The organism is Microbacterium sp. LMX7-1.2 (assembly GCF_040675935.1).
GTDB lineage: Bacteria > Actinomycetota > Actinomycetes > Actinomycetales > Microbacteriaceae > Microbacterium.
This window is the reverse complement of sequence record NZ_JBEGIL010000001.1, coordinates 1969711-1984292: the sequence shown is the minus strand read 5'-3', so window position 1 is coordinate 1984292 and position 14582 is coordinate 1969711. Positions and strand designations below refer to the sequence as shown.

The window sequence follows — 14582 nt, the reverse complement described above, 5'->3', positions numbered from 1 at the left end:
CGGAGGGGCGGACGTGGCAGCGACACTGACGGACGTGGCACGACACGCGGGCGTGTCCATCGCGACCGCCTCGCGCGCGTTCGGCGAACCCGACCGCCTCGCGCCCGCGACGCTCGATCGAGTCCTGGAAGCCGCGACCGAGCTCGGCTACTCCACGCCGCAGTCCGCGGCGACCGCGACGCGTACCTTCGGTGTCATCCTGCCCGACGTCGCGAACCCCGTGTACGGCACGCTGCTCAAGGCCATCCAGGGGCAGGCCTGGCACGGCCGGCACCGCATCGTCGTGTTCGACGCCGATGAGGACCTCCGCCGGGAGCGCGAGCAGATCGAGCAGGCGCGCAAGCTCGACGGCATGCTCCTCTGCTCGCCGCGCCTCCCCGACGCCGACGTGCTCGAACTGGTCGGCGACACCCCCTGCGTCGTCGTCAACCGGCTCATCGACGGTGCGTCGTGCGTGGTCATGGACACCGAGCACGGCCCCGCGCAGGCCATCGAGCACCTCGCTGCGCTCGGCCACACGCACATCGCCTACGCCTCGGGTCCGCGTGGCTCCTGGGCCGACGTCCGCCGCGCCGACACCGTCGCAAGGGCCTGCGAGCGCCACGGCATCCGCCTCACCCGACTCAGCCACCAGGCCGCGTCGATCCAGGGCGGACGCGCGGCGGCCGCCCCCGCCGCAGCCAGCGGCGCGACCGCCGTGGTCGCCTACAACGACCTCGTCGCGCTGGGACTCGAGGCCGGGATGCTGGAGCTCGGCCGCCGCTGCCCCGCCGACATCAGCATCGTCGGGATCGACGACATCGATCTCGCGGGCGCCGTCACGCCCGCCCTCACGACCGTGCGGATGCCGATCGACCGCAGCGGAACCGTCGCCGTCGACCTGCTGCTGCAGCGGATCGCCGGAGAGGCCATCGACGAAGTGCCGCCGCTCCCCTCGCAGCTGATCGTGCGCGCGTCGACCGCCGCACCCGCCGCCTGACCAGCCGACGGAAGGACCGTCTATTTCTGCCATACGGCAGAAACAGACCGCGCATTCCTGCCACACGGCAGAAATAGACGGGCGGGAGCGGATCAGGCGTCGGCGAGCGCGCGATCGACCGCGACCTCGACGTGCAGGGCCGTGGTCGGGAACACCGGCACCGGAGAGTCCGCGGCCGAGACGAGCAGCTCGATCTCGGTGCAGCCGAGGATGATCCCCTCCGCGCCCTGCGCCACGAGCCGATCGATGACCTCGGCGTAGCGCTGTCGAGACTCCTCGCGGATCTCGCCGTGCACCAGCTCGTCGTAGATCACGGCGTGCACGAGCGCCCGGTCGTCGGCGTCCGGCACCACCACCGACAGCCCGTGCGCGGAGAGACGCTCGCGGTAGAACGGCTGCTCCATCGTGAACGCCGTGCCGAGAAGGCCGACCGTCGTCACGCCCGCCGCCGCGACGGCCTCCGCGGCGACATCCGCGATGTGCAGGAAGGGTATGCCGACGGCATCCTGGATCTGCTCGGCCACCAGGTGCATGGTGTTGGTGCACAGCACGAGGATCTCAGCGCCCGCCGCCTCCAGGGCTCGCGCCCGTGCCGCGAGGAGGTCCCCCGCGGCGGCCCAGTCGCCGCGCACCTGCATCGCCTCGATCTCCGCGAAGTCGACAGAGTCGAGCACGATGCGCGCGGAGTGGTATCCGCCGAGCCTCTCCTGCACGCGCTGGTTCGCGAGGCGGTACCACTCGAGCGACGACTCCCAGCTCATCCCGCCGAGCACGCCGATCGTCTTCATGCGCGGTCTCCCGTGTTCCCGTCCTGCGCCGTGCTCTCGCCGAACTGACGCTCCCAGTCGCGCAGTTCGCTGCGTCCGATGAGCGAGTCCAGCGACACCTGGAACAACAGGCCCTTGCGGCCGTTGACCTGCTTGATGTTGTCGACGATCTGCGTCGTGACCGCTGTGAGGGCCTCGCGCACCTCCGCGATCCGCTCGTCCGGCGCATCCCACAGGTCAGGACGGGTGAGCAGGTCGAGGAGGTAGTCGGGTTCGAGAGCCGCGACCAGGCGGGCGAGCTTGTCGGAGTACTCGGCCTCGGCCAGCACGCTCTGGTCCTCGCCCGCCCTGGCGTCGAGGCGGAGGAACAGCTGCTCGACGTGCGAGGCGAGGGTGTCGATTCCGGCGGCGGTCTCGCCCGCGATCGCGTTGCCGGAGACCGATGCGTAGGCCGGGCGCAGTTCACGGAGACGGTCGATGCGCAGACGGATGCCGGCGGGGATGGGGTCCGTGGAGGCAGCAGGAGTCGCTCGGCCTCGGCGGCGACGGATGACGAGAGCGATCGCAGCGCCCGCCGCGGCGAGGAGCACGACGCCGCCGATCAGACCCGGTACGAGCAGATCGGCGCCTCCCGTGCCGCTGCCCCCTCCCGGGGAGGTCGGCGTCTCGGCGGAGATCTCCTGCACGGTCTCGACCAGTGCGTCGGGGAGGGAGCCGGCCGACGCCTCGTTCTCGTTCGCGATGCGCAGCGCCACCTCTCCGTCGATCGCCGAGGAGTCCGCCTGCAGATCCGAGCCCACGGCGAGGATCACGGTGTCGTGATCGCCCGCGGACGTGAGGCGCTCGAGGATGTAGGTCTGATACGGGAGGTTCCGCCCGGCCGCCTCGGGCAGCACGACGACCGCGATCGACCCGTCGGAAGGAACCACGCTCGCGAGCTGATCCTGGAGCGCCGTGTGGCCTGCGACCTCGGAGTCGACGTACACGCTCTGGGTCGCGATCTGTTCCAGGGCGTCGTCGAGCCAGGGGTTGCCGGATGCGGTGACGGAGGGCATCGCGTACTCAGAAGTTGTTGATCACGGACGCGAACACCAGGTCGATCCGCTCGGCGTCGGACGCGTCGAACATCTGCCCGCCGGTCGCGTCGGCGATGCGCTGCAGCGCGGACGTGTCGGCGCCCTCTCCATACGCGATCGGGAATATGCGCACGGGAGCATCGTCGCCGCCCTCCTTCGTGCTCTTGCCGATCTTCGCGATGAGCGAGTCGAGCGACACGCTCGAATCGGTGTCCTCCCCGTCGGAGAGCACGACGATCGCGTTGATGCGACCGGGCTCGGCGCGCTCGCTCATGGCCTCGTAGGCGAGCAGGATCGAGTCGTAAAGCGGGGTGCCGTTGCGTTGCGCGTAGCGCAGATCGTCCAGCGAGGAGTCAAGCTTCTCGCCGTCCGAGCCGAGGGCGGTCACGTCGCGCAGCACCTCTATGCCTTCTCCGGCATTCGAGGAGATCCCGGTGGTGAAGGCCCACACGCCGATCTCGTCCGTGGACCGGAAGTGGTCCAGGGTCGTCTGCGCGCCCTCGATCGCGCCGTCGAGACGCGAGCGGCCGTCTCCGATCGGATCGTCCATCGATCCGGAGATGTCGATGAGTTCGAGCACCGACGAGGGCTTGCGCACCTGGGTCCACTGGTCGATGGCCGTGGAGATCACGTCGACGTCCGGCTTCGGCAGCGTGACGGCGGGGAGAGCCGGGTCGACGCCGAACTTCGCGGTGAACAGGTCGCCGAGCGGCACCGATTCGTCGAGAGGGCGGAAGCCGTAGTCGGGCAGGATCTTCTGTGCGGCGGTCGTCTGCAGGAACGCCGCGAACGCCTCACCGGCCGTGCGCTGCTCGGGCGTCACCCAGTCGGCGCCGAGCACCGTGACCGGGTTGTCCGACCACATCGAGCCGCCAGCGGGGTACACCGCCACCAGCTTCGTCTTCGGCGGGGTCAGGGTCTCGCCGGGCTGCACGGTGTGGGAGTCGGGGTTGCCCTGGTTGTAGTTGAGCAGCGAGGTCTCCTCGAGCGCCACGGCCGACACGTACGCCGACCCGTTCGACCCGTTCTGCGTCTCGTCGTAGAGCGTCGAGAGCACGTTGCCGGTCGTGTCGCCGTAGTGGATCACGCACTCCTCGAAGACCCGCGAGAAGTCGGCGGACGCGTCGACGTCGGCCGCCGTGAGCCCCTCGGTCTTGCCCGTCGCCTCGTAGGACTGCATGAGGATGGTCGACAGGCCCGTCGTCGACGTGTTCGGGTTGGTCTTCGAGATCTTGAACGCGCCCCAGATGTCCTTGCCGACGCTGCCCCAGCCGGCGGGGTCCTGGCAGAGGTTCTCGAGATCGGTGATGCTGATCGAGGTGTCCGGCCAGCCGAGCGCGGTCGCCATGGGCTCCGGCATCCCGAAGACGACGGGTGTGCGGGTGAACGACACGGGCTCTCCGACGAGGTTCGCGGAGGCCGCCGCGGCGACGCGGTCGGTCCAGACCGTGGAGGCGGGCGACCACAGCGTGGGCCACAGGGCGCGGTCGTCGCTCGGCCAGTCCTCGCCCGAGGTGAGGAAGCGTGTCGCGTTGCCAGAGGAGACGTTGGTGGGACGCACGGTCGCGCACGTGTCGAGGTCTTCATGCTCGGGCGAGTCCTTGAAGGACTTCGCGAGCTCGTCGAGCATGTTGACCTTCTCCGACGAGGTCGCGACCGTGATGTGCGTGCAGCCGTCGTCGGGGAAGGCCTGCCCGCCGCCGCCCTCGGAGCCGCCGTCGTCTCCTCCGGCCGTGCAGGCCGTGAGCACCAGCGCCACGGCCGCCGCGAGGGCGAGAGCCGCGGGCGTGCGTCGTGCGGGTGTGCGTCGTGTGGTGCGAGGCGCGCTCATGCGCCCAGAGTACCCGGTGGTCAGGCGTCGACGGACGACCCCTGCAGGGCGTGCACGACCGGCGCGAGCTCGGGCTGAGTCACGGCGTCGCCGAGCGTCCGCTCGAGCGTCTCGTCGTGGATCGGGTGCGCCTGGTCGTACAGTGCGCGACCCGCGGCGGTCAGCTCCGTGTAGATGCCTCGACGATCGTCGGCGCACAGGATGCGGGTGAGCAGGCCCCGATCCTCGAGGCGTGTCACGAGTCGCGTCGTCGCGCTCGGGCTGAGCGCGGCCGCGCGGGCGAGCTGCTGCATCCGCATGTGCCAGCCGTCCTGCCGGCTGAGGGCGTCGAGCACGGTGTACTCGACCACCGACAGACCGACCGAAGCCCCGAGTGCGCGTTCCAGCTCGGCGTCGATGATGCCGTGCAGTGCGGCGAGGGTGCGCCAGCCGCGCGCGCGTATCTCGACGGCGTCGTCCGAGATGCCCATATGTCCTCCGAGTGTGTGCGGACGCGGTTAGTTGCTTGCGCGGTATAGTTGCGTGTGCAATGATTGTGCCTCGGACGCAATAACCCGCGTCTGCAACTACTTTAGCAGAGGACCACGGAACGCACCCATGCCACTCGGACTCATCGCACTCGCCATCGGCGCCTTCGGGATCGGACTCACGGAGTTCGTCATCATGGGCCTCCTGCCCGAGGTCGCCCACGATTTCGGGGTCGCCGAAGCCACGGCAGGCTGGCTCATCTCCGGCTACGCGCTGAGCGTCGTGGTCGGCGCACTCGGACTCACGGCCGCCACGACGCGACTGCCCCGCAAGCCCGTCCTGCTCGGACTCCTCGTCCTCTTCATCCTCGGCAACGCGCTCACGGCCATCGCTCCCGACTACTCGACCGCCATGGCCGGGCGCATCGTCGCCGCCCTCTGCCATGGAGCCTTCTTCGGCATCGGCTCCGTCGTCGCGGCGGAGCTCGTCGCCCCCGCGAAGAAGGCTCGCGCCATCGCCATCATGTTCACGGGCCTCACCGCCGCGAACGTCCTCGGCGTCCCCTTCGGCACCTTCATCGGCCAGCAGTACGGGTGGCGGTCGACGTTCTGGGTCATCTCCGGCATCGGCGTCCTCGCCTTCATCGGCATCGCGGTGCTCGTGACCGCGCCTCGCAGCACCGGCGCGCAGGTCCGCCTCGGCCACGAGCTCCGCGCCTTCCGCTCCGGCCAGGTCTGGCTCTCGCTGATCGTCACGGCGCTCGCCTTCGGCGGCATGTTCGGCGCCTTCACCTATATCGCCTACACGCTCACCGGCGTCTCGGGCTTCGACGCCGCGGCCGTGCCCTGGCTGCTCGTGCTGTTCGGCGCCGGTCTCGTGATCGGCAACTGGGTCGGCGGACGCCTGGCCGACGGCGCACTCGACCGCACGCTCCTCCTCTTCATCGGGGCGCTGCTGGTCGTACTGGTGCTCTTCGGGCTGCTCGCCTGGTCGCAGCCGGCGACCATCGCGATCCTCGTCGTCATGGGCGCGTTCGGCTTCGGCACCGTGCCGGGACTCCAGACCCGCATCATGCACTACGCCGGCGGTGCCCCCACGCTCGCCTCCGGCGCGAACATCGGCGCCTTCAACGTGGGCAACGCCCTCGGCGCCTGGGCCGGAGGCCTCGGCATCTCGGCCGGTCTCGGCTACACCTCGCCGATCTGGATCGGCGCCGTGATCACGGCATCCGCTCTCGTCGTCATGGTGATCGCGGTCGTGACCGCGCGACGGCCCCTCTCGACGGCATCCGGCTCGCTGCGCACGGTCACCGTCTGAGCGCTACTGCGCGCGCATGTACTCCTCGGCCGCCTGCACCTGGGCGGCCGAGGGGCGGATGCCGGTGTAGAGCACGAACTGCTCGAGGGCCTGAAGGGTCGCGACCTCGGCTCCCGTGATGACGACCTTGCCGGCTGCGCGCCCCGCGCGGACCAGCGGGGTCTCGGCCGGAAGCGCGACGACGTCGAACACCACCGACGCCGCGGCTATCTGCTCCTCGGCGAACGAGAGCCCATGCTCGTCCGCGCCGCCGGCCATGCCGATGGGGGTGATGTTGACGATGACGTCGGCGGTGGCATCCGCGGCATCCGCGACCCAGGCGAAGCCGTACAGGTCCGCGAGCGCGCGCCCGCGCTCCTCGTTGCGCGCGGCGATCGTAACGCGGCGGAAGCCGGCGTCACGGAAGGCTGCGGCCGTCGCCTTCGCCATCCCGCCCGAGCCGCGAAGAAGGACCGTGGATGCCGGGTCGAGGGCGTTCCGTTCGATGAGCTGGGCGATCGCGCTGTAGTCAGTGTTGTAGGCCGTCAGCACGCCGTCGTCGTTGACGATCGTGTTCACCGAGTCGATCGCGGTCGCCGAGGGGTCCATGCGATCGACGAGGGCGATCACGTCCTCCTTGAACGGCATGGAGATCGCGCACCCGCGGATGCCGAGGCCGCGTACCCCGGCGATCGCCTGGGCGAGGTCCGTGGGCGCGAACGCCTTGTAGATCCAGTTCAGTCCGAGCTCCTCATAGAGGAAGTTGTGGAAGCGCGTGCCGTTGTTGCTCGGCCGCGCGGACAGCGAGATGCACAGGGTCATGTCCTTGTTCAGCATGGTCACCGAACCAGGGTAGACCGCGTCACGTATCCGGATCGCCGTCGCCGCCAGACGTGGGAGCGGTCTCATACGACGCGCGCGGGCGTCAACCCCCTATGGCGGCAGCACCGCTCCTCCCCTATGGTGAGAGTGCGTGCACAGGGGATTGATCGTCTCCGTCCACCCCAGACGACGGACTGCCTTCCCCAGAGGCAAAGGCGATCCGTGCATGCGATTGGGCCCCCTCGAGTCGCTCAGTCCCCAATGCGCCACTCGAGGGGGCCGCTATCTTCTCGGAGATTTTCGACCTTTTTTCGCGTTTGTCCCCCAAATGGGGGACAAAACGCCCTCGGAGGGGTTAGGGTGGATTCTGACGCACCCTCCGGTCGTCTTCGGCCCTCATCGCTCCCCCCGCGGTGAGGGCCACACCATTTTCCGGGCTCCGCGCCGACGATCAGCGGATGACGCTCGTGCAACATTTGGGTTACGGGCTGAAACCAGGACTTCCGCTCAGCGCGTGCTCCACTAGCGTGGAGCACGTCGGGGCATCCTGCGTCGGCTTCTTTTTCAGCAGAACAGGCAGTAAATGGCTACTCAGGGCACGGTCAAGTGGTTCAACTCGGAGAAGGGCTTCGGCTTCATCTCCCCCGACGACGGCGGCGCTGACGTTTTCGCGCACTACTCCGCCATCCAGTCTTCCGGCTACCGCTCGCTGGAGGAAAACCAGCGAGTCGAGTTCGACGTGGCGCAGGGCCCCAAGGGCCTGCAGGCCGAGAACATCCGCCCGGTCTGAGACCGGTCGACTCGAGAACTCCCCGACCGGGGCCGCAGCGATCGCGGCATCCGGCGGGGAGTTCTGTGCTTTTCGCGGGGAGTGACCCGGGTCGCGGCATCGTCGTGCCACGCGGTCGCCGGGACTGCGAGGCTCGGCGGCGACCGCGGATCGCTCAGCCGAGCAGCAGCGTGCGCAGCTCGTCCGGCGTGCTCACGCGGAACGCCGCGTCGTCGCCTTCGTGCGCGTCGCTGAAGCCCCAGTCCACGAACACGACGGGCACGCCGTTCGCGGCACCGCCCTCGACGTCGTGGTGACGGTCGCCGATCAGTACCGGACGTGAGACGTCCGCTCCGCGCTCGGCCAGACGCCGCAGCGCCTCGGCGACGATGTCGGTCTTGGAGGCCAGAGTGGCCTCGTCCGGGGTGGCGCCGACCGTCGTGAGGAAGTACGGGCGCAACTCGAAGAAGTCGACGATCGCGTCGACCTGGATCTCGGGCTTGGAGCTCGCGGTGGCCTGCGGCACGCCGGCGTCATGCAGGTCGCGGATGATCGCGGGCACGCCGGGGTACGTCGCGATGTCCGTCGTGTAGCCGTCGGCCTTGCCCAGCTCCCGATAGAAGGCGACGGCCTCGGTCGACTGCTCGGGTGTCATGCCCGCCTGAGCCTGGAACGATTCGAACATGGGCGGCCCGATCCAGTGCGTCAGCTCCTCGCGGGTGGGAGCCGGACGGCCGAAGTGCGTGAGGGCGACGTTCAGCCGTCGGAGGATCCCGACGGAGGCGTCGACGATCGTGCCGTCGACGTCCCAGAGCACGCACGAGTAGGGGGAATGCACCATGCCCTCCAGCCTATGGGCACTTCCCCTGCACAGATTCCGCTCGCACGGGCTTATCCACGGATGCCGGGATGCCGGATCTCACACGGCTACGGTCGTGACATCTCCGCGGACGCGGAGCAGGATGGGGGCATGTTCGTGTCGATCGAGGTCATCACCACGCTGGCCAGCGCCTTCGCGGTCATCGCCGCGTCGCTCGCAGGATTCGCGTGGGTCGTGAAGCGCATGGATGATCGGTTCGCGCAGCAGGACGCCAGGATCGACGCGAAGTTCGCGGCGCAGGATGGGCGGATCGACGCGAAGTTCGCTGCGCAGGACGCGCGCATCGAGGCCCGATTCGTGGAGCAGGATCACCGCATCGATGCGCGGTTCGCGCAGGTCGATACGCGGTTCGCGCAGGTCGACGCGCGGTTCACGCAGGTCGATACGCGGTTCGCGCAGGTCGACGCGCGGATCGCGCAGGTGGCTGCCGATGTCACGGCGTCTCGGAGCGAGGTCGGCGAGCTCCGAGACGACGTCGTCGAGATCAAGATCGGGATCGCGCGGCTCGAGGGGCCGCCGCGGCGGCTGCTGACCCCGGTCTAGCGGCGGCCGCGGTCAGAACAGCCGCGGGATGCCCGACTCGATGCCCTTCATGTCGTCGTAGTCCAGGACGAGGCAGCGGATCCCGCGATCCTCGGCGAGCACGCGGGCCTGCGGCTTGATCTCCTGGGCGGCGAAGATGCCGGTGATCGGCGCGAGGTGCGGGTCGCGGCCGAGCAGTTCGAGGTAGCGTGTGAGCTGCTCGACGCCGTCGATGTCGCCGCGACGCTTGACCTCGATCGCGATCGCCGCGCCCTCGGCATCCCGCACCAAGAGGTCCACGGGGCCGATCGCCGTCGGGTACTCGCGCCGCACGAGCGTGGTCCCCTCGCCGACGAGCTCCACCTGCTCCGCGAGGAGCCGCTGCAGGTCAGCCTCCACGCCGTCCTTCTGCAGGCCGGGGTCGACGCCGAGGTCGTGGTTCGAGTCGTGGAGGATCTCGTAGATCTGCACGCGCAGCGCATCGCCGGTCTTCTTGTGCGTGACGCGCCACACCTCCGTGACGCCGGCGCTGGCCTCCTCCTCCCCGGGCTCCTCGGGCGAGAGCGAGCACGGCGGGCTCATCCAGTTCAACGGCTTGTAGCTGCCGCCGTCCGAGTGCACGAGCAGGCTGCCGTCGCCCTTGTGGACGAGCAGGCGCGTGGCGAGAGGAAGGTGGGCATTCAGCCGCCCGGAGTAATCGACGGAGCAGCGGGCGATGACGAGACGCACTCGACGAGCCTAACGGCATCCGTCGTCCGCGATGTCAGGCCGCGGCGACCGGCGTCTTCTCCTCCTCGCGCAGCGGGCGGGCCGCACCCGAGAACAGGCCGGACAGCACCGCTAGCACCACGAGGATGAAGAGCGTGTTCAGGAGACCGATGTGCTCGCTGATGACGCCGAGCACCGGGGGACCGCCGAGGAAGGAGATGTAGCCGATCGTGGCGGCCGCGCTGACGCGGGCCGCCGCCTTGGCCGGGTCGTCCGCCGCCGCCGACATGCCGAGCGGGAACCCGAGCGAGGCGCCGATGCCCCACAGCGCCGCCCCGAGGAACACGAGCGGGAGAGTGGGCGCGAGGATGAACAGCAGGATGCCGGCTGCCGCCGTGAGCGCGAGGACGCGCAGCACGATCACGCGGCCGAGGCGGTCGACGAGCGGTCCGCCGAAGACGCGGACCGCTGTCATCGCGACCGAGAACGTGGCGAGGGCCGCGGCTCCGAGCGCGGTGCCGCCGCCGTGATCCTCCGCGACGCCGAGAGCGAGCCAGTCGTTCGCGCCACCCTCGGCGAAGGACATGCCGAGCATCACGACTCCGATCGCGTAGGTGCGCGGCTCTCGCCAGGCCGAGAGCGCCACATGCATGCGCTCTCGCCAGTGGGGCTTGTCGACCTCGTCCGCGCCGCGGTCGAGGGCCTCCTCCCGGCGCGGCACGTTCGCGATGCTGACGATGCCGATGGCGAGGATCAGCACCGCGACTGCGAGAGTGTGCCCGAACACGTCGATGCGCAGCTGGGCGGCGAGAGCTCCGGCCCCCGCGCCGATCACGGTGCCGAAGCTGAAGAAGGCGTGGAACAGGGGCAGGATCGTCTTGCCCGCGTGCTGCTCGATCGCGGTCGCCTCGACGTTCATCATCACGTCGATGCAGCCGTTGCCGAGCCCGAACAGCACGAGGCCGATCAGGACGACGGGGTAGGACCCGAAGACGTTCGCACCGATCCCGATCAGCGCGACACCCGAGGCGAAGGTGACGATCGACGTCATCATGCCGAGGCGCGCGCCGGTGCGCGCCATGATCGCGGGGCTCGACGAGATACCGATGATCGAGGCGATGCCGGCGCCGAGCAGCAGCATGCCGACCTGCGCCTTGTCGATCTCGAGCGCGATCTTGAGGTCGGGCACGCGGGACGCCCAGGTCGCGACCGACAGGCCGCTGGCGAGGAAGATCGCGAAGGTCGCGGTGCGCCATCGCACATACTGCGATCGGGTGAGGGCGGTGTCCATCCGCACAGCATATCGAATCGATTCGATCCTCGGGGTCGAAGTCGGGTTATCCTCGGAGTATGACGAGTCAGGAGCCCGCGCGTCGGGCCACCATCGCCGACGTCGCCCGTGAGGCGGGCGTGGCCACCTCGACGGCCTCCGTGGTCTTCAGCGGCAAGGCGAACGTCGCGCCAGCCACTCGCGAGAGGGTCCTCGCGGCGGCGGCCGAACTCGGCTACACCGGGCCCGACCCGCGCGCCGCCTCGCTCCGACGCGGACGCAGCGGGATCGTCGCCGTCGTGCTCGAGGGGCACTTGCGCGCCGCCTTCCTCGACCCCGTGACCACCGCCATGATGGACGGCCTGACCGACGGGCTCGCCGAACTGAGCGCGGGCATCCTGCTCATGCGCGACGAACCGGGCGACGACGGGTCGCCGCTGTCGAGCGCGCCCGTCGACGCGGTCGTGCTGATCGGATGCTCGGGTCGCACCCGCGCGTCGCTCGACGTCGTCCGTGGCCGGGGCCTGCCGGTCGTGGTGATCGAGGGCGACGCGGGGGAGGGCATCCCGCGCATCACCCTCGACAACTCCGCGGCGGCGGCAGACGTCGCGCGACACCTTCACGACCTCGGGCACCGCGATGTCGCCCTCGTGACGCTCCCCCTCGACCAGGAGCGCGAGCGCGGCCCGGTGACCCCCGAGCGCATCGCGAAAGCGACGGTCGACGTCACGGTCGATCGCCTCGCCGGCATGCGAGAGGTCTTCCCCGATGCGCCGGCGGTGTCGGCGGGCGGCAGTCTGATCGACGAGGGGCTCGCGGTCGGACGGTTGCTCCTCGAGGATCCGGCGACACGCCCCACGGCGGTCCTCGCGCAGAGCGACCTGCTCGCGGTCGGGGTGATCCGCGCCGCCGAGGAGCTCGGTCTCCGCGTTCCGGAGGATCTCTCGGTCGCGGGCTTCGACGGCATCGACGCCGACGGCCTCGGCGATCTCCTGCTCACCACGAGCGTGCAGCCGGCCGTCGAGAAGGGCCGGGCGGCGGGCGAGCAGGTCGCACGGATGCTGCGGGGGGACGCCGGCGTCACACTGCACCTGACGTGCCGGTTCCGGCCGGGGACGACGACGGCCGCACCTGCGCGATGAGTCGCGCCCCACGACGCGACTAGGAGTGCGTCGGCCCCAGCACCAGAGGAGTCGAAGCGAAGTCGAGGATCGTCCAGCGGCCGCACTCCACGATGCGGTCCGGCACCGCGGCCGCCGGGAGCTCCCACTGCACGGTCTGCGAATCCTGCAGCAGGAACGTCACCTCGCGCGCGTCGAAGTCGGTGCGGTTCACGAGCCAGGCGTAGCCGTCGAGCCGGTGGTCGACCTGCACCAGCTGCGCGGGGTCCTTCAGATGGAGCTTCGGTAGTCGCACGGTCCAGAACTGCCCGGCGCCGATGCGCGGGGAGGCGTCGACCCAGTCGGTCACGCACGCGAGGTCGGCATCCGGTCGCTCGACGGCACCCGCGAGTCGAGGCACGCTCAGCCCGCCGGCGACGAGGACAGCGGCCGCGGCGACCGCTGCCGCCTGCCGCCGCAGTCGAGCCGGGATGCGGAGGGTCTGCGGGTGCGCCACGAGCGCGAGCACCGGGGCGAAGGCGAGCGGCTGCAGATAGCGCGCGGCGTGGGTGCCCAGCGCGATCGCGCCGATCAGCACGACGACCGGCAGGGTCCACGACGCGACGGCGATCAGTCGCGATGCGCTGTCGGCGGCTCGCACCGTGCGGACGACGCCGAGGGCGAGAAGAGCGACCACCACGAGCAGCGCGATCACCCCGAGGGGGTCCTGCAGACGGTCCGCGAAGAGCCTGCCGTAGTACTCGATCGATTCGCGCCACTGCCCCGGCTGCACGTAACCCGCACCTGTGTTCGCGATCCATGCCGACAGGGGAATACGCAGTGCGAAGCCGGCCGCCACGCCCACGATCACGGTGACGACGAGGGCGAGTGAGCGTCGACGATCGACGGCGCGCGCTGCATCGACGAGGAGCATCGCCAGCAACGGCGCAGCGAGCCACGCTGCGTAGAGCGGATTCGACGCCGTCGATACAGCGGCGACGCCTGCGAGCAGGACCGGGAGCAGGATGCGGTGGACGCTGCCGTCGCGCATCCGCCGGACCAGACCGATCGAGAGCACGACCGCGACGACCGTGGACGAGTAGTACGTCGTGGTGAGCTGCAGCGAGGCGAGCTCGAGCGCGTCCCGTGATGCGGAGGTCTCCGTCAACGCGAGCAGTCCGAACACCGCGACGGCCACGACCGACCACGCGACGGGGGCGCGTCCATCGCGGGCGCGACCGCCAGCCGTGCGGACAGCGCCGTACAGCGCGAGCACGTTCAGCACCGCGCTGACCGCGAGAAGTGCATCGACCCCGACCGGGAGCACCGCGTCGAGCGCGGTGAACTGCGCCGTCTCGGGCAGGAACAGCACGCTCGACATCGCCCAGTCGATCGGATCGCCGGCGAGCAGCGACCGCGCCACCAGGGCCACGATCACCGAGTCCCCATCGCGGAAGAGCAGCTCGGCCCGAGCCGAGGACGCGACGGCACCGGCCGCGGCGAGGGCGATCGCGAGCGCCAGCACCCATCCGGTCAGCTCCCGCACCCACGTCCGCGTCACGGGCCTACTCTGCCACGCGACCGCCCGCGGGACCGCCCACCCGACGACGCCGGCGCCCGTGCGAGGACGTCGCCTCAGGAGGTGCGCTGCGTGGCGAGGTCCCACACCTGTTCGAGGGGGGCCGTGCCCTCGGCGCCATCGGCGTCGCGGAACAGCTCCACGAAGCGGCCGATGTCGGCCTGCCAGGCATGATCCGCCGGATCGTCGGCCAGCGCGGCGACCGCGGCATCCCAGTCGTCGCACTCGACGAGGTGGAACAGCCGGTGGCCGGAGCGCCAGATCGTCCAGTCCCGGATGCCGATGCGCGCGAACGTGTCGGCGAGGGCATCCGGGATGCGCTCGTGGTTCGTGCGGTAGTCGTCGATCGCACCTTCGCGGATCTCGGAATGCAGGGCGATGCGCATGATGAGGCCTTTCGTCAGGGGCCACGGAGAGGGCCGATATCGACCGTACGGCCTAACGGGATCCTTACGGCAGGTAAACTGGATCTCGACACCCGCCCGCCTGCGCCGAGATCTCCCGGCCGACGAGCC

General features: G+C 70.1%; 15 protein-coding genes. 5 read left to right on the top strand and 10 right to left on the bottom strand.

What is annotated here, in order from left to right:
* Window positions 1–13: 13 nt before the first annotated feature.
* Window positions 14–979 carry a LacI family DNA-binding transcriptional regulator gene (locus MRBLMX7_RS09620; RefSeq protein ID WP_363367966.1) on the top strand — a complete coding sequence of 322 codons (966 nt, stop codon included), beginning with the start codon at window positions 14–16 and terminating at the stop codon, window positions 977–979.
* Between the two features lie 92 nt (window positions 980–1071).
* Here MRBLMX7_RS09620 and MRBLMX7_RS09615 read toward each other — a convergent pair whose 3' ends face one another.
* The 4 genes from MRBLMX7_RS09615 to MRBLMX7_RS09600 are packed head-to-tail and all read right to left on the bottom strand — an operon-like array spanning window position 1072 to window position 5123.
* Window positions 1072–1767, bottom strand: a complete 696-nt coding sequence (locus MRBLMX7_RS09615) for an aspartate/glutamate racemase family protein (RefSeq protein WP_363367964.1) — start codon at window positions 1765–1767, stop codon at window positions 1072–1074.
* Window positions 1764–2801 (bottom strand): hypothetical protein, encoded by a 1038-nt coding sequence (locus MRBLMX7_RS09610; protein WP_363367962.1) that lies wholly within the window; start codon window positions 2799–2801, stop codon window positions 1764–1766. The genes MRBLMX7_RS09615 and MRBLMX7_RS09610 overlap by 4 nt, the downstream gene beginning before the upstream one ends.
* Window positions 2802–2808: 7 nt before the next feature.
* Window positions 2809–4653: a substrate-binding and vWA domain-containing protein gene (locus MRBLMX7_RS09605; protein ID WP_363367960.1), complete on the bottom strand. Its 1845-nt coding sequence runs from the start codon at window positions 4651–4653 to the stop codon at window positions 2809–2811.
* A gap of 20 nt (window positions 4654–4673) precedes the next feature.
* Complete coding sequence (locus MRBLMX7_RS09600; RefSeq protein WP_363367958.1) at window positions 4674–5123, bottom strand: MarR family winged helix-turn-helix transcriptional regulator; 450 nt, start codon at window positions 5121–5123, stop codon at window positions 4674–4676.
* Window positions 5124–5250: 127 nt separating this feature from the next.
* Between MRBLMX7_RS09600 and MRBLMX7_RS09595 the strand changes: the two genes are divergently transcribed.
* Window positions 5251–6438 carry an MFS transporter gene (locus MRBLMX7_RS09595; protein WP_363367956.1) on the top strand — a complete coding sequence of 396 codons (1188 nt, stop codon included), beginning with the start codon at window positions 5251–5253 and terminating at the stop codon, window positions 6436–6438.
* Between the two features lie 3 nt (window positions 6439–6441).
* Here MRBLMX7_RS09595 and MRBLMX7_RS09590 read toward each other — a convergent pair whose 3' ends face one another.
* Window positions 6442–7260 (bottom strand): shikimate 5-dehydrogenase, encoded by an 819-nt coding sequence (locus tag MRBLMX7_RS09590; RefSeq protein WP_363367953.1) that lies wholly within the window; start codon window positions 7258–7260, stop codon window positions 6442–6444.
* Between the two features lie 562 nt (window positions 7261–7822).
* On the opposite strand from MRBLMX7_RS09590, the gene MRBLMX7_RS09585 reads away from it, so the two are divergent.
* Complete coding sequence (locus tag MRBLMX7_RS09585) at window positions 7823–8029, top strand: cold-shock protein (protein ID WP_050723454.1); 207 nt, start codon at window positions 7823–7825, stop codon at window positions 8027–8029.
* Window positions 8030–8183: 154 nt separating this feature from the next.
* Here MRBLMX7_RS09585 and MRBLMX7_RS09580 read toward each other — a convergent pair whose 3' ends face one another.
* A complete protein-coding gene (locus MRBLMX7_RS09580; protein ID WP_363367951.1) occupies window positions 8184–8849 on the bottom strand; it encodes an HAD hydrolase-like protein in 666 nt (221 codons plus the stop codon).
* A 129-nt stretch (window positions 8850–8978) separates the two neighbouring features.
* Here MRBLMX7_RS09580 and MRBLMX7_RS09575 point away from each other — a divergent pair, with 129 nt between their 5' ends.
* Window positions 8979–9431, top strand: a complete 453-nt coding sequence (locus tag MRBLMX7_RS09575; protein ID WP_363367949.1) for a response regulator — start codon at window positions 8979–8981, stop codon at window positions 9429–9431.
* Window positions 9432–9443: 12 nt separating this feature from the next.
* Here MRBLMX7_RS09575 and nucS read toward each other — a convergent pair whose 3' ends face one another.
* Complete coding sequence (nucS, locus tag MRBLMX7_RS09570) at window positions 9444–10139, bottom strand: endonuclease NucS (protein WP_050723451.1); 696 nt, start codon at window positions 10137–10139, stop codon at window positions 9444–9446.
* 34 nt (window positions 10140–10173) lie between these two features.
* The gene (locus MRBLMX7_RS09565) at window positions 10174–11409 is read right to left on the bottom strand and encodes an MFS transporter (RefSeq protein ID WP_050723450.1); all 1236 of its coding nucleotides are present in this window, start codon (window positions 11407–11409) and stop codon (window positions 10174–10176) included.
* A 59-nt stretch (window positions 11410–11468) separates the two neighbouring features.
* Here MRBLMX7_RS09565 and MRBLMX7_RS09560 point away from each other — a divergent pair, with 59 nt between their 5' ends.
* Complete coding sequence (locus tag MRBLMX7_RS09560; protein ID WP_363367946.1) at window positions 11469–12530, top strand: LacI family DNA-binding transcriptional regulator; 1062 nt, start codon at window positions 11469–11471, stop codon at window positions 12528–12530.
* A 19-nt stretch (window positions 12531–12549) separates the two neighbouring features.
* Here the strand turns inward: MRBLMX7_RS09560 and MRBLMX7_RS09555 are convergent, their stop codons facing one another.
* Window positions 12550–14049, bottom strand: a complete 1500-nt coding sequence (locus MRBLMX7_RS09555) for a hypothetical protein (RefSeq protein ID WP_363367944.1) — start codon at window positions 14047–14049, stop codon at window positions 12550–12552.
* Between the two features lie 74 nt (window positions 14050–14123).
* Window positions 14124–14453, bottom strand: coding sequence for an L-rhamnose mutarotase (locus MRBLMX7_RS09550; protein WP_363367942.1), 330 nt, complete (start codon window positions 14451–14453; stop codon window positions 14124–14126).
* Between the last annotated feature and the right edge of the window lie 129 nt (window positions 14454–14582).

Excerpts from the sequence above, each read along its gene's own strand:
- MRBLMX7_RS09615 (WP_363367964.1), bottom strand. The coding sequence starts at position 1,767 with ATGAAGACGATCGGCGTGCTCGGCGGGATGAGCTGGGAGTCGTCGCTC.
- MRBLMX7_RS09610 (WP_363367962.1), bottom strand. The coding sequence starts at position 2,801 with ATGCCCTCCGTCACCGCATCCGGCAACCCCTGGCTCGACGACGCCCTG.
- MRBLMX7_RS09605 (WP_363367960.1), bottom strand. The coding sequence starts at position 4,653 with ATGAGCGCGCCTCGCACCACACGACGCACACCCGCACGACGCACGCCC.
- MRBLMX7_RS09600 (WP_363367958.1), bottom strand. The coding sequence starts at position 5,123 with ATGGGCATCTCGGACGACGCCGTCGAGATACGCGCGCGCGGCTGGCGC.
- MRBLMX7_RS09595 (WP_363367956.1), top strand. The coding sequence starts at position 5,251 with ATGCCACTCGGACTCATCGCACTCGCCATCGGCGCCTTCGGGATCGGA.
- MRBLMX7_RS09585 (WP_050723454.1), top strand. The coding sequence starts at position 7,823 with ATGGCTACTCAGGGCACGGTCAAGTGGTTCAACTCGGAGAAGGGCTTC.
- MRBLMX7_RS09580 (WP_363367951.1), bottom strand. The coding sequence starts at position 8,849 with ATGGTGCATTCCCCCTACTCGTGCGTGCTCTGGGACGTCGACGGCACG.
- MRBLMX7_RS09575 (WP_363367949.1), top strand. The coding sequence starts at position 8,979 with ATGTTCGTGTCGATCGAGGTCATCACCACGCTGGCCAGCGCCTTCGCG.
- MRBLMX7_RS09565 (WP_050723450.1), bottom strand. The coding sequence starts at position 11,409 with ATGGACACCGCCCTCACCCGATCGCAGTATGTGCGATGGCGCACCGCG.
- MRBLMX7_RS09560 (WP_363367946.1), top strand. The coding sequence starts at position 11,469 with ATGACGAGTCAGGAGCCCGCGCGTCGGGCCACCATCGCCGACGTCGCC.
- MRBLMX7_RS09550 (WP_363367942.1), bottom strand. The coding sequence starts at position 14,453 with ATGCGCATCGCCCTGCATTCCGAGATCCGCGAAGGTGCGATCGACGAC.